Origin of the sequence: Acinetobacter silvestris, from assembly GCF_002135235.1 — a bacterium.
GTDB classification, from domain to species: Bacteria; Pseudomonadota; Gammaproteobacteria; order Pseudomonadales; family Moraxellaceae; genus Acinetobacter; species Acinetobacter silvestris.
The window spans coordinates 91,442-114,642 of sequence record NZ_NEGB01000006.1 but is presented as its reverse complement, the minus strand read 5'-3'; the positions used below and the strand labels follow the sequence as shown (position 1 = coordinate 114,642).

The 23,201-nt window shown below is 39.1% G+C and carries 22 protein-coding genes; 8 read left to right on the top strand and 14 right to left on the bottom strand.

The window, feature by feature from the left end; translation table 11 throughout:
- Positions 1–70: 70 nt before the first annotated feature.
- A complete protein-coding gene (locus tag B9T28_RS11215; RefSeq protein WP_086204075.1) occupies positions 71–1,108 on the top strand; it encodes a methyltransferase in 1,038 nt (345 codons plus the stop codon).
- Positions 1,105–2,568 carry an amino acid permease gene (locus B9T28_RS11210; RefSeq protein ID WP_086204074.1) on the top strand — a complete coding sequence of 488 codons (1,464 nt, stop codon included), beginning with the start codon at positions 1,105–1,107 and terminating at the stop codon, positions 2,566–2,568. Before B9T28_RS11215 ends, B9T28_RS11210 begins: the two co-directional genes overlap by 4 nt.
- 262 nt (positions 2,569–2,830) lie before the next feature.
- On the opposite strand, the gene B9T28_RS11205 is transcribed toward B9T28_RS11210, so the two are convergent.
- The 10 genes from B9T28_RS11205 to mazG form a co-directional block, all read right to left on the bottom strand.
- Complete coding sequence (locus tag B9T28_RS11205) at positions 2,831–3,289, bottom strand: OmpA family protein (protein ID WP_086204073.1); 459 nt, start codon at positions 3,287–3,289, stop codon at positions 2,831–2,833.
- A gap of 319 nt (positions 3,290–3,608) precedes the next feature.
- Positions 3,609–4,145, bottom strand: coding sequence for a ribosome biogenesis factor YjgA (yjgA, locus tag B9T28_RS11200; RefSeq protein WP_086204072.1), 537 nt, complete (start codon positions 4,143–4,145; stop codon positions 3,609–3,611).
- Positions 4,146–4,147: 2 nt separating this feature from the next.
- Positions 4,148–4,417 (bottom strand): HPr family phosphocarrier protein, encoded by a 270-nt coding sequence (locus B9T28_RS11195; protein WP_086204071.1) that lies wholly within the window; start codon positions 4,415–4,417, stop codon positions 4,148–4,150.
- Complete coding sequence (gene rapZ, locus B9T28_RS11190; protein ID WP_086204070.1) at positions 4,414–5,265, bottom strand: RNase adapter RapZ; 852 nt, start codon at positions 5,263–5,265, stop codon at positions 4,414–4,416. Before rapZ ends, B9T28_RS11195 begins: the two co-directional genes overlap by 4 nt.
- Before the next feature lie 27 nt (positions 5,266–5,292).
- Positions 5,293–6,138 carry a pantoate--beta-alanine ligase gene (panC, locus tag B9T28_RS11185; RefSeq protein ID WP_086204069.1) on the bottom strand — a complete coding sequence of 282 codons (846 nt, stop codon included), beginning with the start codon at positions 6,136–6,138 and terminating at the stop codon, positions 5,293–5,295.
- 2 nt (positions 6,139–6,140) lie between these two features.
- A complete protein-coding gene (gene panB, locus B9T28_RS11180; RefSeq protein ID WP_086204068.1) occupies positions 6,141–6,950 on the bottom strand; it encodes a 3-methyl-2-oxobutanoate hydroxymethyltransferase in 810 nt (269 codons plus the stop codon).
- Between the two features lie 45 nt (positions 6,951–6,995).
- On the bottom strand, positions 6,996–7,484 hold the full coding sequence (gene folK / locus B9T28_RS11175) for a 2-amino-4-hydroxy-6-hydroxymethyldihydropteridine diphosphokinase (RefSeq protein WP_086204067.1): 489 nt from the start codon (positions 7,482–7,484) through the stop codon (positions 6,996–6,998).
- Entirely contained in the window at positions 7,481–8,956 is a 1,476-nt protein-coding gene (pcnB, locus tag B9T28_RS11170; protein ID WP_086204066.1) for a polynucleotide adenylyltransferase PcnB, read from the bottom strand. Before pcnB ends, folK begins: the two co-directional genes overlap by 4 nt.
- A 161-nt stretch (positions 8,957–9,117) precedes the next feature.
- Positions 9,118–9,555 carry a ComEA family DNA-binding protein gene (locus B9T28_RS11165; RefSeq protein WP_086204065.1) on the bottom strand — a complete coding sequence of 146 codons (438 nt, stop codon included), beginning with the start codon at positions 9,553–9,555 and terminating at the stop codon, positions 9,118–9,120.
- A 13-nt stretch (positions 9,556–9,568) separates the two neighbouring features.
- A complete protein-coding gene (gene mazG / locus B9T28_RS11160; RefSeq protein WP_086204064.1) occupies positions 9,569–10,339 on the bottom strand; it encodes a nucleoside triphosphate pyrophosphohydrolase in 771 nt (256 codons plus the stop codon).
- Between the two features lie 126 nt (positions 10,340–10,465).
- Here mazG and B9T28_RS11155 point away from each other — a divergent pair, with 126 nt between their 5' ends.
- On the top strand, positions 10,466–11,242 hold the full coding sequence (locus tag B9T28_RS11155) for an SDR family oxidoreductase (protein ID WP_086204063.1): 777 nt from the start codon (positions 10,466–10,468) through the stop codon (positions 11,240–11,242).
- Positions 11,243–11,289: 47 nt separating this feature from the next.
- On the opposite strand, the gene B9T28_RS11150 is transcribed toward B9T28_RS11155, so the two are convergent.
- From B9T28_RS11150 to cysM, 4 genes are read right to left on the bottom strand one after another with little or no spacing between them, the layout of a single operon-like run.
- Positions 11,290–13,596 carry a RelA/SpoT family protein gene (locus B9T28_RS11150; protein WP_086204062.1) on the bottom strand — a complete coding sequence of 769 codons (2,307 nt, stop codon included), beginning with the start codon at positions 13,594–13,596 and terminating at the stop codon, positions 11,290–11,292.
- Positions 13,597–13,641: 45 nt separating this feature from the next.
- Complete coding sequence (rlmD, locus tag B9T28_RS11145; RefSeq protein ID WP_086204061.1) at positions 13,642–15,018, bottom strand: 23S rRNA (uracil(1939)-C(5))-methyltransferase RlmD; 1,377 nt, start codon at positions 15,016–15,018, stop codon at positions 13,642–13,644.
- A gap of 9 nt (positions 15,019–15,027) precedes the next feature.
- Entirely contained in the window at positions 15,028–15,849 is an 822-nt protein-coding gene (locus B9T28_RS11140; RefSeq protein ID WP_086204060.1) for a 3'-5' exonuclease, read from the bottom strand.
- A 36-nt stretch (positions 15,850–15,885) separates the two neighbouring features.
- A complete protein-coding gene (gene cysM / locus B9T28_RS11135; protein ID WP_086204059.1) occupies positions 15,886–16,812 on the bottom strand; it encodes a cysteine synthase CysM in 927 nt (308 codons plus the stop codon).
- Between the two features lie 152 nt (positions 16,813–16,964).
- Between cysM and B9T28_RS11130 the strand changes: the two genes are divergently transcribed.
- From B9T28_RS11130 to rsfS, 5 genes are all read left to right on the top strand, one after another.
- Positions 16,965–19,769, top strand: coding sequence for a GacS-like sensor histidine kinase (locus B9T28_RS11130; RefSeq protein WP_086204058.1), 2,805 nt, complete (start codon positions 16,965–16,967; stop codon positions 19,767–19,769).
- A 127-nt stretch (positions 19,770–19,896) separates the two neighbouring features.
- On the top strand, positions 19,897–20,688 hold the full coding sequence (locus tag B9T28_RS11125; protein ID WP_086204057.1) for a crotonase/enoyl-CoA hydratase family protein: 792 nt from the start codon (positions 19,897–19,899) through the stop codon (positions 20,686–20,688).
- Positions 20,689–20,772: 84 nt separating this feature from the next.
- Positions 20,773–21,639 carry an NAD(P)-dependent oxidoreductase gene (locus B9T28_RS11120; RefSeq protein WP_086204056.1) on the top strand — a complete coding sequence of 289 codons (867 nt, stop codon included), beginning with the start codon at positions 20,773–20,775 and terminating at the stop codon, positions 21,637–21,639.
- Positions 21,640–21,690: 51 nt separating this feature from the next.
- Positions 21,691–22,488 (top strand): hydroxypyruvate isomerase family protein, encoded by a 798-nt coding sequence (locus B9T28_RS11115; protein ID WP_086204055.1) that lies wholly within the window; start codon positions 21,691–21,693, stop codon positions 22,486–22,488.
- A gap of 87 nt (positions 22,489–22,575) precedes the next feature.
- The gene (gene rsfS, locus B9T28_RS11110; protein ID WP_086204054.1) at positions 22,576–22,977 is read left to right on the top strand and encodes a ribosome silencing factor; all 402 of its coding nucleotides are present in this window, start codon (positions 22,576–22,578) and stop codon (positions 22,975–22,977) included.
- Positions 22,978–23,201 lie beyond the last annotated feature (224 nt).

Below are 23,201 nucleotides of genomic sequence, written 5' to 3'. Positions count from 1 at the left end.
TCATTTGCTGAGGATGCCCAGCTTATAGACTGGGCATTATCGTTCTTAAATTTGATGATGGATGGTAAAAATGGAGCCCAAAAGTGAAGTTGTCATTCGACAGCATGACTATCTTTCTGGACGTGTATTATTGGTTAATGCACCTACAGATGACTTGCTTTCGAATTTAGCACATGACATCGAACCTGTATTGTGGACATGGAATCACAACGAGTTTCTGTTTTTCCAAAATCAACAAGCGAATGTACATTTTGGGGTCGATCTTCCAGAAGGAAATTTCGATCAGGCTATTGTTTTTGTACCGAAATCAAAAGAATTACTTAATTATATTCTGCATAATTTAGTCAGTCGCTTAACCAAAGGTAGTTCTATTTTCTTGGTTGGGGAAAAGAAAAGTGGGGTTGAACGTGCTGCAAAGCAATTACAACCTTATGGCCCTACGCTTAAATTAGATAGCGCACGCCATTGTCAAATGTGGCAAATGACCATTGAATCAACTATTAAAACCAAAGCCTTAGCAGATTGGGCACAAGAATATACAGTGACTACACCAAATGGCGAGTTAAGCATCTGTGCGCTTCCCGGTGTATTTAGTCAAAATCGTTTAGATATTGGTACTGCTGTTTTACTGCCTTTTTTATCTCAAGTCACTTCAGGGAAAATAGCAGATTTTGGCTGTGGTGCTGGCGTGATTAGCGCTTACCTTTCAAAATTGAATCCGAAGAACCGTATCTTTGCTTTAGATGTCGATGCCTTTGCTTTGGCTTCTACTCAAATGACCTTTGAAAAAAATAATCTGCCGCTCGAACAACTTGAAATTAAGGCAGTCTCAGGTATTGAGGATGCACCGCTATTTTTGCACGCCATCGTCAGTAATCCTCCATTCCATCAAGGGATTCATACCGATTACAATGCCAGTGAAAATTTATGTAAAACTGCGCGTCGTCATTTAAAATCCGGTGGTGAATTATGGATGGTCGCAAACCGCTTTCTAAATTACCCATTACTCATTGAACAAAACTTTAGTCGATGTACGACTAAAGCAGATCAACAAGGCTTTAAAGTGCTGTTCGCCAACACTCAAAAAAATCTTAAGGAAGAACGATGAGCGAAACAGATCATCAGCAACTCAAGCGTAAGCTTGGGGCGCGACACTTAAATATGATTGCCATTGGTGGTTCTATTGGTACAGGATTATTCCTCGCCTCTGGTCAAACCATTGCAACAGCTGGTCCTGGTGGTGCATTACTCGCTTATGCGCTCATTGGTTTAATGATTTATTTCTTAATGACCAGTCTAGGTGAGCTTGCTACACATAATCCAACCTCAGGTGCATTTTTCACCTATGGAACCAAATACGTAGAAGAAGGTTTTGGTTTCGCACTAGGCTGGAACTATTGGTATAACTGGGCCATTACCGTTGCTTTTGAATTGGTTGCGGTACAATTCATCATGAAATTTTGGTTCCCCGATATACCTGGTTTTTGGTGGAGTGCGCTGTTCCTTGCAATCATTTTCTTTATTAATGCACTAACCGTAAAAGGATTTGGTGAAAGTGAATTCCTCTTTTCATTAGTCAAAGTGATTGCCATCATTGTCTTTATTGTGATTGGCTTATTCATGATTGGTAAAATCATGCTTGATCCAACACAAAGCATTTTGAAGAACTGGACCATTGGCGAAGCTCCATTTGTGGGTGGCTTTCAAGCCTTGGTTGGTGTTGCCATGATTGCTGGATTTTCTTTCCAAGGCACCGAGATGGTTGGTGTTGCAGCGGGCGAATCTAAAGATCCGAAGAAAACAATTCCAATTGCAATTAAACAAATATTCTGGCGCATTCTACTGTTCTATATTTTGTGTATTTTCATTATTGGTACATTAGTTGCGTATACAGATCCAAACTTAAAGTTGGCTGCGGTAGGTGATGGTAATATTACCCTTTCACCATTTACCTTATTGTACGAAAAAGCAGGATTAGCTTTTGCTGCGGGTTTAATGAATGCCGTAATTTTAACTGCAATTTTATCTGCAGGTAATTCAGGCATGTATTCATCGACACGTATGTTGTTTGACATGGCGCGCAAAGGCCGTGCACCGAAGTGGTTTGCCCAATTAGATGTTCGTGGCGTACCGATGAATGCACTTTATGCAACAACCATCATTGCAGCTCTTTGCTTCTTAACGACCTTTATTGGTGAACAACAAGTCTTTACTTGGTTGCTAAATATGTCTGGGATGTGTGGTTTCATCGTATGGCTAGGCATTGCCATTTCACACTATCGTTTCCGTAAAGGTTATTTAGCACAAGGCCATAAGCTTGAAGATTTAGCTTACAGTGCCAAATTCTTTCCTTTTGCACCTTGGTTTGCTTTTATCCTGTGTACTATTGTGGTCTTGGGACAAAATTATCAAGCTGCACTCGATGGAGAATGGATGAGTGTTTTATCGACATATATCAGCATCCCACTCTTCCTGATCATTTGGTTAGGTTATAAGTGGAAATACAAAACCAAGCTTATTCCATACCAAGAGATGGATGTTCAACCCTTCGATATCGATAAAGAATAAATACCAATATAATTTAAAGCAGCTCATGGGCTGCTTTTTTCATGTTTAGAAAATATTGATTATTTAAAAATAGAATTAAAGTATATACATTCATCATTCAGCTGGCTCATTTTAAATACACACTACACAGAAGAACATTAGACTGAAATGCAACATATCTCACAATAGGCTCTATTATTTTCTATATATTAAGGATTAACTCTAAGCCCTAACAATGAAGCCAACTTTTAAAGTTACCCTCAGACATCTATGAAATTATAGATTATTTAATTTTCAGTGTTGCCACCACACGTCTATTCAGCGCACGCCCATCAGCGGTATCATTTGAAGCAATTGGGTTGACTGACCCAACTCCTTCTACAGTCACTTGCTCAGCGGAAACACCATATTGTGTCACTAACTCACTGCGTATCGCATTCGCTCTGGTATACGCAATCCGTTTATTGGTGCTGGCAGAACCACTACTATCGGTATGACCTTGTAGAGCCAAAATAAAATGTGGATTACGATTCAATACTTCCGCAGCAGCAGACAAATAAATGAGATACTTTGAGTCAATTTCGGAAGAGTTTTTATTAAAATATAAGGGAGCACCGTTTTTCAACTCATCAATAAACTTTTGATTCAGCATATTCTGCGTTGAATGTGCAACAGGCTGATTCGATGTGCAAGCGGTTAAAAATAAACTGGTTAAAATAATAATGGGAAGAATAAATTTCATTACTGTTCTCTTTAAAGGTCATTTTTTTATTAGAAGTTACTGTTTAATTATAACATGTGATAAAAATAAAAAGCTGAATGCATCACACTTCGCTTTGATTAAAAATAAAAAACATATTTAGATTACATTATATGTCTATGAATCATATAACCTTGACCGTTATAAAAAAGTCTTCAACTTAATTAAAATAAACTCAACTTCAAAGTACAAAATCCATGTGATATTTATATCTTATTTCTGAAGTTAAAATATCCCCCCTATTTTCAATCCAATAAAAAACGACCCTCGAGGTCGTTTTTTATCTTTTTCTCACAATTGATTAGCTGTTATCAGAAATCAAGGCGACTTGTTGAGTATAATTCACCAACTTGAGTTTAGATTCAGCAACAGCCTCCTCGCCAAGTTCTTGCTTAATATCACGTTGGATACGCAAAATATGCTGACGAATGGCATGATGTTCTGCTGCATTATAAATTTTAATAAATTCTTTAATGGCAGGATCTCCCTGCGCAATCATACGGTCGACCCAACGTAGCAATTGTGCTGTTTTTTTGAGGCCTTGTTGCGGCGTTAAATAAGATAAAATGACCGTTTCATCTTCATTTCGCAACAACTTACCAATACGTAAAAATTGACGACGACGTGCTTCAAATGACGTAATCTGTTGCACCTCTAACAATGCATCAATTAAACGTTCTTCTACAGGAAGTTGTTCAATCTTCTTTTTTGACAACTCTGCGAGTTGTGCACCAAGAGCAGCCATGCGATGCACAGCTTTCTTCTGTTCGGTTTTACTTGCACGTCCATCTAAAGAATCGAAATCATCTTCAGTAAAACGTTGCGTACGACGTGCCACGATTATTCTGCCTCGTAAAATTTATCAGCGAAAAGTGCTTGAACTTCAGATAAAGCTTTTTCTTCATCTGTACCATCAATCACTAGACGCAAAGTGGTTCCTTTACCCGCTCCCAGCATAAGTAAAGAAAGAATGTTCTTGGCATCGACTAATTTGTCGCCCTTACCAATTTGAATCGATGATCGAAATTTAGTAGTGACTTCTATTAGCTTTCCAGATGCCCGCGCATGTAATCCTAATTTATTAATTACGTCAACAGTTGTGTCAATCATGACCAGTGCTTCATTTCCCTATGTAAGACCTGAATAGACCATTTTGACTCTAAAGCCTTTTTTAATCTATCCACGATATAAACGGAACGATGTTGCCCACCCGTACAGCCAATTGACACAGTAATATAATGACGATGTCCTTCTGAAAATGCAGGCAACCATTTATCTAAGAATTTGTTAATATCTTCAAACATTTCATTGGTTTGCTCACTATTTTCCAAGAATTTTCGTACTGGCGCATCTAAGCCAGAATATTTACGAAGCTCCAAATCCCAATGTGGATTTGGCAAATGGCGAACATCAAACACAAAATCGGCATCTAAAGGAATACCGTGCTTATAACCGAATGACTGTAGAATTAAGATTAGTTTATCTGACTGTCCCAATTTCGACAACAGGATATCTTTTAAGTCATGCACACTTTTATCACTAGTATCTATATGTACTGTCGCTCTCAGCTGTATTGGCAACAGTAAATTTTTTTCTTCTTGAATACATTCATTCAAACTTTGAAAACGATTAGAGAGCGGATGCGGTCGTCTTGACGCACTAAATCTGGAAATTAAGCCCTGATCTTGAGTCGTTAGATAAATTACATCAACTGAACCAAATTTTTGTAATTGTTGAAAAACATGGTCAAACTCTTGTAGATCAGCGCGGGTACTGCGCACATCAACACCCAAAGCTAATTGCTCTAGATTATTTTCTTTATCCAACTTTTCGACAATTTCAGGAAGCAATGCCAAAGGCAAATTATCAATGCAGTAATAACCTAAATCTTCAAGCACCTGTAAAGCAGATGACTTACCCGAACCAGATTGTCCTGTTACGATAAGTATGCGTTTCATGGCATGGCGATCCTAAAATTAAACGTTTTAGAGAATATGTTTGATCTGCAAATTATCAATCAAACGTGTATTACCAATTTTTGCAGCTACAAACAATACAATATCCTGATCAAATTGATCACTTTTTTGCAACATCGGCGTACGAGCTTCTACATAATCAACCACAAAACCCGCTTGTGTAAGTTGCATGCGAATTTCAGTAAGCACATCAAGTAACGCCTTCCCCGCATGTAAATCTTGTTCAGCTTGTTTTAACGATTGATAGATCACTGGTGCAATTTGGCGATGCTCTGCGCTTAAATATCCATTACGAGAACTCAATGCCAAACCATCTTCAGCACGTGCAATCGGTACACCAATCACCTCAATTGGCATATTTAAATCACGGACCAATTGTTTGATCACAGCCAATTGTTGATAATCTTTTTGCCCAAAAAAAGCATAATTGGGTTGTACAATATTAAACAGTTTAGTGACCACAACTGCTACGCCATCAAAATGACCTGGACGTTGCAAACCACACAAATCATTGGTGATTTCGCCAACACGAATATTGGTCAAGCGAGGATGATGACCATACATTTGCTCGACAGAAGGCGCAAAAACAATATCACAACCAACCTCTGCTAACAGATGACTATCTTGCTCTAAAGTACGTGGATAATTATCAAAGTCTTCATTCGGGCCAAATTGAATTGGATTCACAAAAATACTGACCACGACAACATCACAGAGCTTACGTGCTTCACGGACTAAGTTTAAATGTCCTTCGTGAAGATTGCCCATAGTTGGAATAAAACCAATAATTTTACGTGCCGAGCGAGCTGGATTAAGTGATGCAGATAATCCTTGTATGCTGGTTTCTGTTTTCATATTTACAGCTCGACTTGGAAAGTATGTTCTTTGGCTGGAAAGGATTGATCTAATACCGCAACATGATACGCTTTAAATGCATCCATAATTGCTGTTTCTCCAGCTTGCTCTTTCATAAAGTTACGCACAAAACGCGCCACCTTACCAAAAGTTAAGCCTAACATATCTTGTACTACTAGAACTTGACCATCCGTCGCAACCCCTGCACCAATACCAATCACAGGTACTGTTGGGAATAGCTCAGCAATCTCTTGACCCAGCTGAGCTGGAACACATTCAAGCAATAACAATGCAGCACCAGCCTCCACAACAGCTTTACAATCTGCGATTAATTGATCAGCTGCTTCACGGGTTTTCGCTTGTAACTTATAACCACCTAAAACATGCACTGATTGTGGTGTTAAACCTAAATGCACACAGACAGGCACACCATTCCGTGTCAAAACACTCACAGTTTCACTTAGCCAAGCACCGCCTTCAATTTTGATGACTTGTGCACCAGCTTGCATTACTAATCTTGAGTTATGTAATGCATCATTTAAAGTCGCATAACTCATAAATGGAAGATCAGTCATAATCAAAGCATGTTGATTACCACGACGCACAGCCGCAGTATGATAAGCCATATCTTCAACAGTGACCGGTAAAGTAGAATCACGTCCCTGAATCGCCATACCCAGAGAATCACCAATTAAAATGGTATCGACTTCAGCAAGTTCCATTGCCTTAGCCATACTTGCATCATAACAAGTAAGACATGAAAATTTACGCCCTTGTTGTTTAAATTGTCGTAAATCACTTAGACTAATCATGACGTATTCCTCTATCTATGTGCGTTCAAACCACATGTAAAAAGATTAAATATTTACCCAATGCTCATCAGCAAGCACAATTAATTGCGTTTGCTGAACTATGGCTAAATCTTTTAATCGTTGTTGTTTGATTTGTAAATCAGAATCTATATCTAAAAGTGGAATAACCACAAAATCACGTTCTAAAATCCCAATATGCGGCACAGTCAGTCGCTCATTTTGAATTTCATCCTGACCATAAAGCAATAAATCTAAATCTAAAGTTCGCTCTCCCCAATGGCGCAAACGAACTCGACCTGCTTCTTGCTCAATTTTTTGCAATTCATCTAACAATGCCAATGGCAGTAAGTCCGTTTCTAACTGTGCCACAGCATTATGATAATGAGGTTGATCTTGCGGCCCCATCGGCAGACTGTGATACAACTTAGAGACTTTGACATGACCTAATACCGCTAACTTCTGTACTGCTTCAGCAAGAAGTTGTTTTGAATCACCTAAATTACTACCTAAACCGATATAAGTAGTGATACTCATTGCGTCGGTCCAAAAACCACTTGACTCAAATCACGTTGCACACGCTTACGCTTCATAATTGGATGATCTGCGTTAATCTCACCCGTATTTAGTTTTGCACGTTGATCATTACGACTTCTAAAATCATTCGATGAAGATGCAGGCGTTGATTTACGTGAACGGCGGTTTCGTGTTTCAGACTCTTTGACTAAAGGCTCAATACTTGTTGCAGTATTCTTCGTGTCTTCAACTAGTGTAACATCTGCTGTTTTACGACGGTTTTTTGCGCGCTGACGATTATATTGACCAATCGCGCGCTCTTTTTCATCCACAGACATGGTTTGGTAGCTGTCCCACCAAGTGCCCATACCTTGTGTTGCATCATCACCCGATTTTTCACGCAGCAATAAAAAGTCAAAACCAGCTCGGAAACGTGCATGACTCGATAAAGCTTCAATTTGCTGTGGCTTAGGGTTCAACAACCGAGTCTGCATTTCCCAAACTTCACGAATGAACGTTTCTGCAAAACGAGGAATAATCGTCCGAGTCGCTTGACGTTTCAACACATCCAGACCTGCTTGCGCACGTGCTTCAGCAGGTGCAACACCTTTGGCTAAGTAGCTATGACAACGCTCTAGGAAAGGTTTCCACAACAATACCGCATAGAAAAATGCAGGATTAATCGTTTTACCAATTTGAATCCGCTGATCGGTATTCTTCGCTGCACGCTCCATAAATGGAGTAATTTCAGTTGGAATATCAGCAAATAACTGTTCCCAAATACCAAATTTAATCAACATCGGCATCACACGATGCAAATGCCCCATGGTAAATAACTTTTGTGATTCATCATATAAACGATGCGGAGAAACATCACGCAACAGTTGCGTCATTTGAGGCGTAAAAATTGCTAAAATGTCTGGATCAATACTGAAATTTAATTTTGCCGCAAAGCGTAGCGTTCGCAACATCCTCACAGGATCTTCTTCAAAACGTAATGTCGGATCACCTAATAATCGTAAGGTTTTATTTTGAATATCATCCACAGCATGACAAAAATCTAAGACTTCACTTTTACGTGGTTGATAATACATCGCATTAATTGAAAAATCACGACGAGCAAAATCTTGCTCTATTGTTCCCCAATTATTATCACGTAAAATCATACCTGCAGCAGATGTAACCGCTGTTTTAGGTGGCGCACGAAAAGTTGCAACTTCAATCAACTCTCGCCCAGAATAGACATGAGCAAGTTCAAAACGCCGACCAATAATACGACAACGGCGTCCAAAGACATCTTTAATCTGTGCAGGAGTTGCATTCGTGACAGCATCAAAATCCTTAGGGTTTAACCCAAGCATGAGGTCACGTACCCCTCCACCGACGATGTATGCTTCATAGCCAGCTTTGGTTAACGAATCAAGAACATCTAAAATGGACGAAGGTAATTGGGCGGTGGATAATCCACACTTTGACGCATGCAAAGTTTGCAAAAGACGTTGTCTCCTACGTCAGGACGTAAAAATAATAATTACGCTAATCATAGCTCTAACACAATAAAAGGGCAATTTGATTCTTTTCATCTCAACTTGAATATTCCATTGGAATAGAACATTTTTATGAAATTTTCAATCTTCAGTCCCATTAAAAGCAACTATAAACTCAAAATCGCTTTATTTTGCTCAAGTAATTTAGGTCCAATCCCCTTGACCTTATCTAAATCTTGAATGTTTTTAAAAGCACCATTCTGATTCCGAAAATCAATAATTGCTTGGGCTTTCTTCGCACCAATACCTTTTAATTGCTGCAATTGCTCAAGACTGGCTGAGTTTAAACTAATCTTAGTTCCAGTAGAAACGGCTGAGGTTTTACTAGATTGATTAGAACTATGCTTCGCTGATGCATGCTGACTGACACTTGGCTTAGACAAATAATAATTCGCGCTACTCTGCTGCTTTAATTGCGTATCTTGTGCTTCTTGTGCAGCTTTCCACTTTAAATAAGCATGATCAAATTGTTGAGCATAGGCTGTCGGCAATAGGCTCAACAGCAACATAATGAATACAGCATTCAATTTAGTTTGGTTTTTCATACACAACCTGTTGTTATAAATGTTTTTTTAATACTTGCTTCGCTTGATTCCACAATTGATCCATTTCATCTAAGCTCATGTGATCTATTTTTTTATTTTGTAATTCAGCTTGCTCTTCGATATATGCAAACCGAGTTCTAAACTTATAAATGGTACTTAATAAGGCTTTTTCACTCGACAAGCCAAGTTTACGACCAACGTTAATAAAAGAAAATAAACAATCTCCAAATTCATCCAGCATTTCATCGGAATTTTGCTGACTCATGGCCTGTTTAAACTCATCAATTTCCTCTTCTAATTTGACAAATGCTTCCTGAGCATTGGCAAAATCGAAACCAACTTGAGCTGCTTTTTGTTGTATTTGCTCCGCTTGTATAATGGATGGTGCATGCTTAACTTCATCTAAACGACGAGTTTTTTTACCTTGTTTTTCTTGCTGCTTAATCTCTTTCCACAAAATAGATACTTGCTCAGATGTTAATTGACCAAATTGTTGTTTTTGAAAAACATGCGGATGACGACGAATTAACTTCTGAGAAATCGCTTCAACCACATCATGAAAATCAAAAACACCTTGCTCACTATACATTTGTGACTGAAACACCACTTGTAACAGCAAATCCCCCAATTCATCGCGCACATCATTGACATTGCCAGATCGAACTGCTTCCTCAACCTCATAAGCCTCTTCTATCGCATACTGAGTTAAAGATTCAGGCGTTTGGGCTTTATCCCAAGAGCATTCTGTACGAAGTTGCTGCATAATTGCCAATAATTGATCCATTTTAACGTCCTATTTAAAATTAAAGTAAGATGGTTGCGGGCTAATCACAACTTGTAAAAAGCACAAAAGATATGTTCAACTGCTAGCTAAAATTATGAAAGACCAAACAATAAAAGAGAACTTTTTATGAAAAAAAGTATTTTCATCAGTGGTGCTGCACAAGGCATTGGCGCTGCGATTGCTCGCCTATTTTACCAACAAGGCTACAAAGTTGGTATTTATGATATTAATCAATCACAAGCTCAAATACTCGCCGACCAATTAGGTCCTCATGCCAAAGCTGGATTGTTAGATGTTGCAAATTATGAGCAATGGCAAACAGCATTGCATGAATTCGTCGCATGGGCAGGTGAATTAAATATTTTGGTTAATAATGCAGGGATTTTATATTCTGGTGATTTTGAAAAAATAGCGATTAATGACCATTATCGTACCATCGACATTAATGTCAAAGGGGTTTTAAACGGTTGTCATGCTGCGCTGCCCTTTCTCAAAAAAGCAAATTTTGCCCGTGTAATCAATTTATCTTCTGCTTCAGCCATTTATGGGCAAGCTGATTTGGTATCTTATTCTGCCAGTAAATTTGCTGTACGTGGCATTACTGAAGGTTTAGATACCGAATGGAAAAAATATGGGATTCGCGTTTTAGATGTGATGCCGCTATTTGTCCAAACAGCCATGGTCAAAGATATGGATGCAGGGTCGATTCAAAATATGGGCGTTGATTTAACCCCACAAGATGTTGCTGAACAAGTTTTAGCATTAGCTCAAGCCAAAGGTAACATTTTAACGACAACACATAGGCCCGTAGGCTTTAAAACAAAAGTGATGTTTACACTTTCCTCAATCAGTCCACAATTTTTAAACCGATTATCCAATATCTATTTAAGTAGAAAAGCATAAAAATAGCTCGCAAATCGCGAGCTATTTTTATCAAAGATACAGATAAATTAGTTACCCTGTACCAATCGTCGAGCGCTAATAATCCCCGGTTGTTGCTCTAAACGTGCCAACAAGCGAGAAAGTTGAGCCAAGCCTTTCACTTCAATCAATAATTTCATATTTGCAATACCATCTGCTTCAGAGATGGTATTCACCTGACGAATATTAATTTGATCAGAAAAAATCACTTGAGTTAAATCTTTCAACAAACCACGGCGATCATACGCTTCCACTACAATTTGAACACTCTGACCACGGGTCGGTTGCATTTCCCAATCGGCTTCCACAGCACGATCCGGTTCCAAACCAATCATGCGAATATAATCAGTACATGCAACCTTATGGATACTCACACCACGATTCAAAGTGATATAGCCCGCAATAGATTCACCATGCACAGGCTGACAACATTGTGCAACATGCAGTTCAACATTATCTAAACCATCAATTAAAATGCCATGTGCTGACAGTGTATGACTAGCACGTGGATTTAATGTCGGTTTGAGCACCAGTTCAGGTTCATCCTGATCTAAATGCATATGGCGATTAACTTGGTTCATTAATGCATGCAGACTAATGTCGCCGCTTACTAATGAAACCAGAATATCTTCACCCAATTTGACATTGAAATGATTACAATAATCACTTAAATCAATACTTTTCGGGTGAATGGCTAAGCGTAATAATTCTTTATTCAGAATCTCACGCCCAACTTCTAAATTTTTGCTCCGGTCTTGCTGTCTAAACCAATGACGTAACTTATCACGTGCACGAGCTGTCTTGATATAACCCAGTGAGTTGACCAACCAATCACGATTCGGTTCACGATCTTTTTTGGTTAAAATCTCAACCTGCTCACCGGTTTTTAACGTATAAGTGAGCGGTACATAACGTTGGTTTACACGTGCTGCATAGCACTTATTCCCAACCTCAGTATGCACATGATAGGCAAAATCTAGAACTGTTGAACCACGTGGTAATTCTTTAATATCACCATCACGACTGAACACATAAATCTTTTCAAAACCTTCAAAACTTTGAATTTGTTCAAAATCTTCAGCTTCATCTTCATTCGGATGGGCACTGGTTTCATTGCGTTCCTGATAATGCTCAAGTACTGCACGTAAAGAATGTAAACGATGATTAAATGAATAATCCGTAGTTTTAGAGCCTTCTTTATAATTGAAGTGCGAACAAACACCGAGCTCGGCTTCCTCATGCATCTCCATAGTACGAATTTGTATTTCTAGAGACTTATTTTCAGCAATCACCGCGGTATGTAATGAGCGATAACCATTGGCTTTAGGGTTGGTAATATAATCATCAAACTGATGTGGAATATGTCGCCAATTTTGATGTACCAAACCTAATGTGTGATAACACTCTGGAACTGTTTTCACCAACACACGTAATGCACGAATATCATAAAGCTGATCAAAACTCAGATTTTTACTCTTCATTTTTCGATAAATCGAGTAGATATGCTTAACCCGACCAGTAATTTCAGCGTAAATTCTGTGTTCTGCCAATTCAGTTTTCAGTTTTTCAACCATAAATTGAATATAGTGTTCCCGCTCTAAACGCTTTTCATTCAATAAAGATGCAATTTCTTTATAACGTTCTGGTGCTAAATAGCGGAAAGCCAGATCTTCCAATTCCCACTTTAATTGCGCAATCCCTAAACGATGTGCCAATGGCGAGTAAATGGTTAGAATTTCTCGAGCGACACGTTCCTGACGCTCTCGTGGTGAATGTGCGAGTTCACGTAATGAATAGGTTCGTTCAGCCAATTTAATCAATACAACTCGAACATCTTCCGTCACAGAAATCAGCATTTTATAAATGCCAGATAAATGCTCACGCTGATTATTATTAAAATGATCTTCTAAGCGTTTATTCTTTTCAATCAGTTCAGATAGCTTACCCATCGCCAAAGTACCTTTGACGAGATTGTATACATTTTCACCAAATTTTTTACGGATTTCTTCAATTGAGGTAATCCCTTCACGCACGCTCCGATACAGCAACGCAGCAGAAAGCGTATCTTCATCAACATGCAAATGCGCCAAAATATCTGCAATGCCTAAACCTGTCGAAAAAGTATTGGTTTTATGATTAAGGGTTGTTTCCAGTTCTTTATCTAATACAAGCTGAGCGACTTCTTTTAACTGATCAAGTCGAACACCGTCTAAAATTCCGCTCACACGATCAAGCCATGTTGCTAAACCGAGCTGTGCTTCTTCGGCATGTTCTACAGTCGCTTCCTCAGATAACTCTGTGAGTCGTCCAGGTAACTGTTCACGCACTGTGACCATACCATTCTCCTCTGACTGTATTACTCATTTTTAATGGTATATCTCTTATTTCTTTTCAAATAAAGCAATGGATTCGACATGCCCCGTGTGGGTAAACATATCCATCACACCTGCTTTTATTAACTGATAACCATACTGTACCAATATTCCAGCATCTCTAGCCAAAGTTGCAGGATTACACGATACATAAACGATTCTTTTCGCACCAAAATTAGGCACATAATGCATAATTTGCTCCGCACCTGCACGTGGAGGATCTATTAATAATGCATCAAATCCTTGATTTGCCCAAGAAAACTGTGAAAAGTCTTTTGTTAAATCTTGTGAATAAAATGTAACATTAGTGATGTGATTATTCAGTGCATTTTCTGTACCTCGTTTCACCATCTCTTCGCTACCTTCAACAGCGACCACTTTTCCACTGATTCCCACTTGACGTGCAAGCGGTAAAGAAAAATTCCCTAATCCACAGAATAGATCAAGTACTGTTTCTCCCTGTTGCAATTCAAGCAAATCACATGCCAATTTTACCATTTGAGGATTCACACTTGGGTTTACTTGGGTAAAATCGGTAGGATTAAATCCAAACTCAACATTAAAATCATCTAAACGATAATGTAATTGCATCGCGGCAGCAGAATCATCTACACGCTGTAAACTCTCCACACCCGCAGGCTGCAAATACAATTGCCATTGTTTCTGTAACGCATATTGTCGCAATAAGTTAACATCAACCTGGTTTAGTTTTTCAGTATGCCGCACCAATAAAGCGATTTCAGAATCACCTTTAGCCAATTCTATATGACCAATCGCGGCTTTGCCTGTTAGACTTTCGAGTAAGGTCTTTAATTCAGGCAACGCGGTATCCAGTTGCTGATCCAAAATCTTACAGGTGGTAATTTCAGTCAGGCGATTGCTTTGCGCTTCACGAAAGCCCATCAACAGCTTATTGTTTTTAGACAAATAGCGTACGCCAATCCGAGCTTTATGCCGATAATCAGTACGCGTTGAACGTAATGGCTCTAACCACTGTTCTGGTTGCAGTCCTGCAAAATGACTCAAATGCGATTTAAGTACATCTTGCTTTAAACGGATTTGTTCATCTGGATGAATGTGTTGCATATTACAACCACCGCACACGCCAAAATGGGGACATATGGGTTCAATTCGATTTGGATTCGGCGTATCTAGTAATTCAATACAGTCAGCCTCTTCAAGCTTACTCACCTGACGCGTTATTTGTGCTTTTACCGTTTCACCGGGCAAGGCATAACGAATAAATACCTTCTTACCCTGCTTACCCACGGGATGATCCAATTCTGAGCCATAGTGCGCTATCCCTCGCCCTTCATGTGAAAGTCTCTCAACCTTAAATGTATATTGTGGAAGTTGAGCGGTCTGAGGTTTAGCTCTATGTTTCAAAGGAATAACCTATATGGAGGAAGATGGAAAATCTTTAACGGTAAAATCGGTATGTTGCGACATGTCACGCCATACTGCTAGAAACTCATTTTGCTGTGGTTGACTTTGCAAATAATGAATCGTGGCTTGAGTCCATAAACGATGATCCTCCAAAGACACTTGCCCTTTGAGTAATGACCAACGTAAAAAAATCAACCATGTATTCAGTACATCGCCTTCACAATAACTGGTCAACTCCAACCATTGCTGATTTTTAACATATTCGGGAATAAAATAACCCGTACCGCCACGCTTACCTGGGTAGCCCAATAAGTGCGCAATGTCATCTAATTTCTGAAAATGACGCCCATTAAACATCGCCATCACATCCATTAAATCAACATGGCGGTGATGATAACGGTTCTGATAGTTATTATAACGTTTTTGTGTGTCAATCTCACCCTGATCGAACAAACTTGCTGCAGATAAACCATGATACATGGCACGAAATAAAATCACGGGCAAATCAAATTGTGAACCATTCCAACTGACGAGCGTTGGATTACGCTTATCAAAAATAGAAAGAAACTTTTTCAAAATTTCAGCTTCAGAATTATTTTCTCTGCTAAAAGAAAAGAGTTTCATCACGCCATTTTCATCAATCCATAAACCAGAAATACACACGATTTCATGTAAGGCAATGCGCTGAAAATCCGTTCCTGCTTCTTGACGACGTAATTTATACAATGCCTGTTCAAGATCTTGTTGTGGAAGATCTAAACCATACAAGTGCGCTCCCGCTTTTAGATCGGTGAGGGTTTCAATATCAAACACTAAAACGGGTAAACGCATATTTAGTTACTCAAAAACTCAAGAAGTTTCTATTGGTTATTCATCTTTTACTGAAAACAAACCTGTGGAAAGATAACGATCTCCACGATCACAAATAATGCAGACAATTACAGCATCTGGATATTCTTCTGCTAATTTTATTGAAGCCCATACCGCACCACCTGAAGATGTTCCAGCACTAATGCCTTCTTCGCGTGCCAATTTACGCATCACTTTTTCAGCTGCAATTTGTGGAATATCAATAATACGGTCAATTCGACTGCGATCAAAAATTGTCGGTAGGTACTGTTCAGGCCAACGACGAATACCAGCAATGCTCGCCCCATCTTCCGGCTGTAAACCCACGATTTGAATATCAGGATTCTGCTCTTTAAGATATTTTGAAATCCCCATAATCGTGCCGGTAGTGCCCATTGAACTCACAAAATGGGTAATCTTTCCGCCCGTTTGTTGCCAAATTTCAGGTCCAGTCGTTAAATAATGCGCCTCAACATTATCTGGATTCCCAAATTGATTCAGTACAAAGCCCTTACCCTCAGCTTGCATTTTCAAAGCAAGATCACGTGCACCTTCCATTCCTTCAGCTTTAGTCACTTCAATCAGTTCAGCACCATAAGCACGCATCGCATCTTTTCGTTCCTGACTCATGTTATCAGGCATAATCAGTTGCATTTTATAACCGCGCATTGCTGCCACCATGGCTAAAGCAATTCCGGTATTGCCGCTAGTCGCCTCAATTAAGGTATCACCTGGCTGAATCTGTCCGCGCTTTTCAGCTTGCATAATCATATTATAGGCTGGACGATCTTTGACTGAGCCAGCAGGATTATTGCCTTCAAGTTTCGCCAAAACGGTTGCTTGAGTATGACTTGCGAGACGCTGTAAACGTACCAAAGGTGTCTTTCCGACATAATGGTCTAATAAAAATTCGTCTGCAGAAAAATCAAGTTGTGTATTACTCATGGTGTGTACCTATATCGAGGTGCGCCTATTGTATGAAAAATTGCCCCAGCCTGCACACCTTTCCAAGCCTTTTTATTGAATATAATGAAAGCACCAGCATTTTTGATAAAGCATGTTAATATGCCCTGCATGGGGAATGTGTGGCTGAATGCATGTCAAATTTCAATAAAAAACTCTTCAAACGCTTAAAACTTAATCATGCTTATGGGCAATTAATTGCATTAATTTTTGTTCCGATCATGGTTTTATCTTGCGTAGGTACAGCGCTGGTTCTTTCTGAAACAGCCGACTCCTCTAAGGCGCAACAACGTTTTTCCGCAATCGCCATACTCAGTCGCTATCAATATATTGCCGACAAGTTGATAGACTTAATTCAACAAGACCCCAGCAAACGTGATCGTGCTGAACATATTTTGCAAAATATGTTTAATGAAAAACATTTATTGAGCGCAGCAATCATAGATGAACAAAATACCAAGTATTTAAGTATCGGCTCACAATTCCAAAAAACATGGCCTAAACCACCGCAAAATAATACTTTTTTTGGCCCAATCCTGAATCAACATAATAATATTTATGGGATTCGTCTTAACAAGACTGATCACAATAAAAAATTATGGCTGATGATTGAGTTAGATAACCAGCCTTTAGAAATTTCGCACTACCGCGTATTAATTGTGCTCATTACCACAGCATTATTAACCTTACTGCTGTTACTCCTGTGCTTAAATTTCTACTCAAGACGTTGGATTGCGCCAATGTACGAAATACGGATGCAATTACAACGTTTAAATGCCGATACCCTTGATCAGCATATGGTCATTAATAGTACTGGAGAATTGCGTTTACTACAGCGTGATATTGCCAATGTGGTCAAACGCTTACACTTTAGCTTCTTAGAACTTAAAGAACATACTGAGCAAACTGAAGATGATTTACGTCGAACTTTAGATACTTTAGAAGTCCAAAATATTACTTACAAACAAGCCCGTGACCATGCTATTTCATCCAATCAGGCAAAGTCTGTTTTTCTGGCCAATATTAGTCATGAGTTACGCACCCCACTCAACAGTATTGATGGTTTTATCCATCTGTTATTACGTCAAGGTAACTTGAGTAACGACCAAAGCCTTTATCTACAAACCATTCGTAAGTCTTCTGCGCATTTATTAGCACTGATTAATGATGTTTTGGACTTCTCTAAAATTGATGCGGGTAAACTTGAATTAGAAACAGCCCCATTTGATTTAGAAGAAGCCATTTTTGATGTTATGGACATGCTGTCGCCCTTGGCGGCACAAAAACAAATTGATATGGCATTCTACTATGCCGACAACGTCCCTAAACATGTCATTGGTGATGCCTTACGGGTCAAACAAATTCTAACCAACTTAATTTCCAATGCGATCAAATTCACCCCAGATGGTGAAATTATCGTGCGTGCTCGTATGGAGCATGATGATATTGGTCAATGTTTACTGCATTTTAGTGTTCAAGACAGTGGAATTGGTCTCAGTGGTACAGACCGTAAACGATTATTTGAATCCTTCTCGCAAGGTGATGCCTCGGTTACTCGCCAATTTGGCGGAACTGGCTTAGGTCTTGCAATTTCTAAACAATTGGTCAGCCTAATGCATGGGCAAATTGGCTTTGAAGATAATCAAGAACGAGCACCCACAGAAAAAGGTTCGACCTTTTGGTTTACAGCCATGTTTATTGTCGGAGAAGATGAAGCCATTTATCATCCAGATTTCTCAGATATACATGTAGTTTCCTATCTTGCCCATCCTGCGACAGCCAATGTTTTAAGACATTATTTGGAAAACTACCACGTCCAACACACTGAAACACAATCTATTTTAGATTTATTTAGTCGCTTAAAATCACTTGCACAAGAAAGTGAAAACACATGGCTAATTGTTGATCACAGCGGCGATACAGAAGCATTACTCAAAGAAATTCGCAGTCGATATCAAGGGCATTTAGCTGTTTATGGTTATCAAATGACCCTAGAACCGAACATGTTAAATGAGTATCGTGCTCGACCACTTTATCAACCCTTAAGTCGAACGGCTTTAATTCATTTGCTTGAAAACAAACCTATCTTTGAAACAGAGCAACATGAAGACTTTAAAGGGCGAGATTTACATGTCTTAGCCGTGGATGATCACCTTCCCAACCTCATTGTACTTGAAGCACTATTAGGCGAGTTAAATGTTCAGACCACTAAAGCACAAAGTGGACAAGAAGCCTTGAATATTATTCAACAAAGTATAGATCAAGGTGATAAACCCTTTGATTTGGTATTTATGGATATTCAAATGCCAGTTATGTCAGGGATTGATACCACCCGTGCCATTCGCTCACTAGAATCAACTTTAGAGGGAATGCGAATGCCTATTATTGCCCTCACAGCACACGCTTTGGCAGATGAAAAACAAAAATTACTTAAAGTCGGGATGGATGACTATGTGACGAAGCCAATTCAAATTGAGCAAATCATTCAAATTTTAACGCATTGGACCAGTGATAAATTTATAAAACCGATCCAACAAACTGAAAATACTGTCATTATAGAGGCGATTGATCCACATATATTAGACTGGAAACAAAGTTTACAATTAGCGGCGAACAAGGAAGATTTAGCCCAAGATTTACTTAAAATGTTAGTCGATAGTTTTCCAGCTGAAATTGAAGAAATCCGACAATTAGTTGAACTTGAGGATTTTCCACAACTGGAACATGTTCTGCATCGACTGTATGGTGCAACTCGCTATGTGGGCACGCCAAAATTACAACAAGTTACTGGCAGCTTTGAACAGTTTATTTCAACCTTACGCAAAGAGCGGCGCAAAGCAGATGAGCAGTTTATTCAAGAAACCTTAAACCGTGTAGATGAATTACAATTGGTCATTCATGAAGTAGAGTCCGCAGCTCAACAGATTTTTCCCAATTAGTTAGCATCTAAATGATACCAAGTAATCATGCATGTTACTTGGATGACAACGGATTGTGACTGTGCTGTCATGTATCAAAAAGTCTCACATGCTATGCTCTTGATTAAGGAAAATAAGAGTAGAAACCATGACAACATTACTGCGCATAGAAAAGAAAGATGGCATTGCCACAGTGTATTTAAACCGTCCTGAAAAGCGTAATGCAATGAGCTTTGCATTGTTACGTGAACTGGTCAGCACTGCCCAAAAAATTAAAAAAGACCGTAGTATTCGTTGTGTCATTTTAACAGGCGAAGCCCATGTGTTTAGTGCAGGGATCGATTTAGCCGATTTGAATAGCCCTAAAAACACTGCCTATGCCGCTTGGGAACTACTCAAACCCGGGCAAAGTTTATTCCAAAAAGCCTTCCTGATTTGGCAAGAACTCCCCGTCCCTGTCATTGCTGCCATTGAAGGTTTTTGCTTTGGTGCAGGTATGCAACTGGCATTGGCTGCAGATATTCGCATCGCACATCCAGACACACAATTATCTATCATGGAAAGTCGTTGGGGACTCGTTCCAGATATGGGTCTCACCCGTTCGATTAAAGGCATCATCGGTTTAGATTTGGCCAAAGAACTCACCTTAACAGCACGAATTTTTGATGGCAACTATGCCAAAGAAATTGGTCTGGTCACCCATTTAGACAATGCTCCTCTGGCTAAAGCACAGCTCATTGCACAAGAAATGCTACAACGCTCACCAGATGCATTAATGGCCGCAAAACGAGTATTAGATGCCATGCAACATGCACCTCAAAAATCATTACGTTTAGAAAAAATTTGGCAACTGAAATTGTTACTTGGAAAAAACAGCCAGATTGCACGTAAAAAAGACAAAAATCCGGAAATGCAATTTTTACCACGTCAATATAAATAACGCCGACCAAACAGTTTCAAAATGATTATTCTTTGAAACTGTTTCAACTTTTTAAGAGTATTTTAGCTATTTGAGAACGCTGCTATGAGCTTTAATCGTGAAACTAAAATTGCATTTCTAGGTATCGGTTTAATGGGAAGTCGTATGGCAACCCGACTACTGCAAGCAGGTTTTGATGTTGCTGTTTGGAACAGAACTTCAACTGCCTGTGAAGCATTAATTGACACCGGAGCAACAGCGTTATCACTTGAAAAAGTCAACCACTATCCGATTATTCTCACTTGTCTTGCAGATGATGCAGCAGCAGAAAGTGTATTTGATCAGATCCGCCCTTACCTAGTTGCAAATCAAGTTATTGTTGATTTTTCAAGCCTATCTGTAGATAAAACCAAGCAACTCGCACATCAAGCCAAGCAACAACAAATAACATGGATTGATTCTCCCGTTTCAGGTGGCACCGTTGGGGCTGAAAATGGAACCTTAGTGATCTTTGCTGGTGGTGATGCAACCACCATTCAAAATCTATCCGCTATTTTCAATGTGCTTTGCCAACGAGTCACACGTATGGGTGACATCGGAACTGGACAAGCCACTAAAATTTGTAATCAATTGATCGTAGCTGCCAACAGTACTTTAATTGCTGAAGCTGTGGCCTTAGCAGATCTAGCCGGTGTAGATACAAGTTTACTCGCCCCAGCACTTGCAGGCGGTTTTGCAGACTCCAAACCTTTTCAAATTTTAGCGCCACGTATGGCAACACATTGCTTTGAACCTGTGCAATGGAAAGTCCAAACCCTATCTAAAGATTTAACTAATGCCGTGACCTTGGCACAGCAATTCAAGCTGAATATTCCAGTCGCTCAACAAGCCCTCTCTCAGTTACAAGCACATCAAAATCATGGTTTTTCAGCCGCTGATTTAGCCACTATCATTAAACAAGTTGAAAAATAAAGCATTGCCTACTACATTGGTAATGAATGCCATGATGCAAGGAGCAATATAATGACCAAACTCGCAGTAAACTTATCGATGATTTTTACTGAAGTCCCATTAATTGAGCGCTTTGCATTAGCACATCAACATGGTTTTCAACATATTGAAATTCAATTTCCCTATGAACTCAGCATTGATGATCTTCGTTCACAAATACAACTGTATGATTTAGATATTTGCCTCATCAATGTTCCTGCCGGAGATTTGATGCAGGGTGGATATGGACTTGCAGGGATTCCAGGCCGAGAAATTGCTTTTCATCAAGCACTTGAACTCGCCATTGAATATGCAACGGCCTTAAATATTCCAAGTGTCAATATTCTTGCAGGCAAACAACCTGAAGATGCAGATTTACTGCCGTGCTTAAATACTTTAGCCAATAATATAAAGCTCGCCTGCTACTTATTATCAGAACACAATATTCAACCTGTATTTGAAATGATCAACAGTACGGATATGCCGAGATTTTTGGTACAAAATATTGCACAAGCCCAAGAAATTTTAGAAGTTGTGCAACATCCAGCACTTAAAATGCAATATGACTGTTATCACATGGCCATGATGGGTGAAGACCTATTAGCAACACTCAAAGAAAATATTGATTGGATTGGACATATTCAATTTGCAGATTGCCCTGGTCGACATGAACCCGATACAGCACAAATTGATTTTGAACCCATTTTTTCATGGTTAGAAAAAAGTTCTTACACTGGTTTTATTTCAGCTGAATACAAACCACAATCGCATTCAGATCAATCTTTTACATGGAAAGATAAGTACTTCAATCACCATCAATCTTCTGAATAAAACTGGCTAGGCAATTTTGTGATTTGAATTTTTGCGTAAAAGGCGCTATATTATACGATGAGTTATAGTCAGGAAAATATACTTCATATGAATTTAGAACCATCGCCCAGCGCTTCTAATTCTCACGAACTCGCAATGAATTCCCAAAATAAAGATGTACAAACTTGCTTAAAAGTTGTGCATGAAGCGCTTTTAGATGTAAAAGCCAAAGAAATTATCGAAATGGATGTAAGCACCATTAGCAATGTCTCTGATGCCATTGTTATTGCAAGTGGTACATCTACTCGTCATGTGAAAGCACTTGCTGATAATGTTGCTGAAGAAGCACGTAAAGCAGGCTTCCGCCCGATTGGGGTCGAAGGTGAAAAAGATGCAGAATGGATCTTAGTCGATCTCGGACTTGTTGTGGTTCACGTGATGCTTCCAACTGCGCGTAAATTTTACGACCTTGAAAGCTTATGGCGTGGTACTCCCGAGTCTGTAGCATAATTTTCCATAAAAAAGCGACCACAGGTCGCTTTTTTATTATCACATCTTTTCTCATAATGCATTCAGTTTGCTAGCCACATTTTGCTTTGAGATAAACCACACAGCTAAACAGCCTATAAAATAAATCAAAATAATATCAATAACCGATCAAATATAATTACCAATACATTTATAAAGCTTCTGCTAAGGCCCGTACATACGATAAATCGCATGAATAACCCAAC

Bases quoted from the DNA above. Each gene is read 5' to 3' on its own strand.
- B9T28_RS11215 (WP_086204075.1), top strand. From the start codon at position 71: ATGGAGCCCAAAAGTGAAGTTGTCATTCGACAGCATGACTATCTTTCT.
- B9T28_RS11210 (WP_086204074.1), top strand. From the start codon at position 1,105: ATGAGCGAAACAGATCATCAGCAACTCAAGCGTAAGCTTGGGGCGCGA.
- B9T28_RS11205 (WP_086204073.1), bottom strand. From the start codon at position 3,289: ATGAAATTTATTCTTCCCATTATTATTTTAACCAGTTTATTTTTAACC.
- B9T28_RS11195 (WP_086204071.1), bottom strand. From the start codon at position 4,417: ATGATTGACACAACTGTTGACGTAATTAATAAATTAGGATTACATGCG.
- rapZ (WP_086204070.1), bottom strand. From the start codon at position 5,265: ATGAAACGCATACTTATCGTAACAGGACAATCTGGTTCGGGTAAGTCA.
- panC (WP_086204069.1), bottom strand. From the start codon at position 6,138: ATGAAAACAGAAACCAGCATACAAGGATTATCTGCATCACTTAATCCA.
- panB (WP_086204068.1), bottom strand. From the start codon at position 6,950: ATGATTAGTCTAAGTGATTTACGACAATTTAAACAACAAGGGCGTAAA.
- folK (WP_086204067.1), bottom strand. From the start codon at position 7,484: ATGAGTATCACTACTTATATCGGTTTAGGTAGTAATTTAGGTGATTCA.
- B9T28_RS11165 (WP_086204065.1), bottom strand. From the start codon at position 9,555: ATGAAAAACCAAACTAAATTGAATGCTGTATTCATTATGTTGCTGTTG.
- mazG (WP_086204064.1), bottom strand. From the start codon at position 10,339: ATGGATCAATTATTGGCAATTATGCAGCAACTTCGTACAGAATGCTCT.
- B9T28_RS11155 (WP_086204063.1), top strand. From the start codon at position 10,466: ATGAAAAAAAGTATTTTCATCAGTGGTGCTGCACAAGGCATTGGCGCT.
- B9T28_RS11150 (WP_086204062.1), bottom strand. From the start codon at position 13,596: ATGGTCACAGTGCGTGAACAGTTACCTGGACGACTCACAGAGTTATCT.
- B9T28_RS11140 (WP_086204060.1), bottom strand. From the start codon at position 15,849: ATGCGTTTACCCGTTTTAGTGTTTGATATTGAAACCCTCACCGATCTA.
- cysM (WP_086204059.1), bottom strand. From the start codon at position 16,812: ATGAGTAATACACAACTTGATTTTTCTGCAGACGAATTTTTATTAGAC.
- B9T28_RS11130 (WP_086204058.1), top strand. From the start codon at position 16,965: ATGTCAAATTTCAATAAAAAACTCTTCAAACGCTTAAAACTTAATCAT.
- B9T28_RS11125 (WP_086204057.1), top strand. From the start codon at position 19,897: ATGACAACATTACTGCGCATAGAAAAGAAAGATGGCATTGCCACAGTG.
- B9T28_RS11120 (WP_086204056.1), top strand. From the start codon at position 20,773: ATGAGCTTTAATCGTGAAACTAAAATTGCATTTCTAGGTATCGGTTTA.
- B9T28_RS11115 (WP_086204055.1), top strand. From the start codon at position 21,691: ATGACCAAACTCGCAGTAAACTTATCGATGATTTTTACTGAAGTCCCA.
- rsfS (WP_086204054.1), top strand. From the start codon at position 22,576: ATGAATTTAGAACCATCGCCCAGCGCTTCTAATTCTCACGAACTCGCA.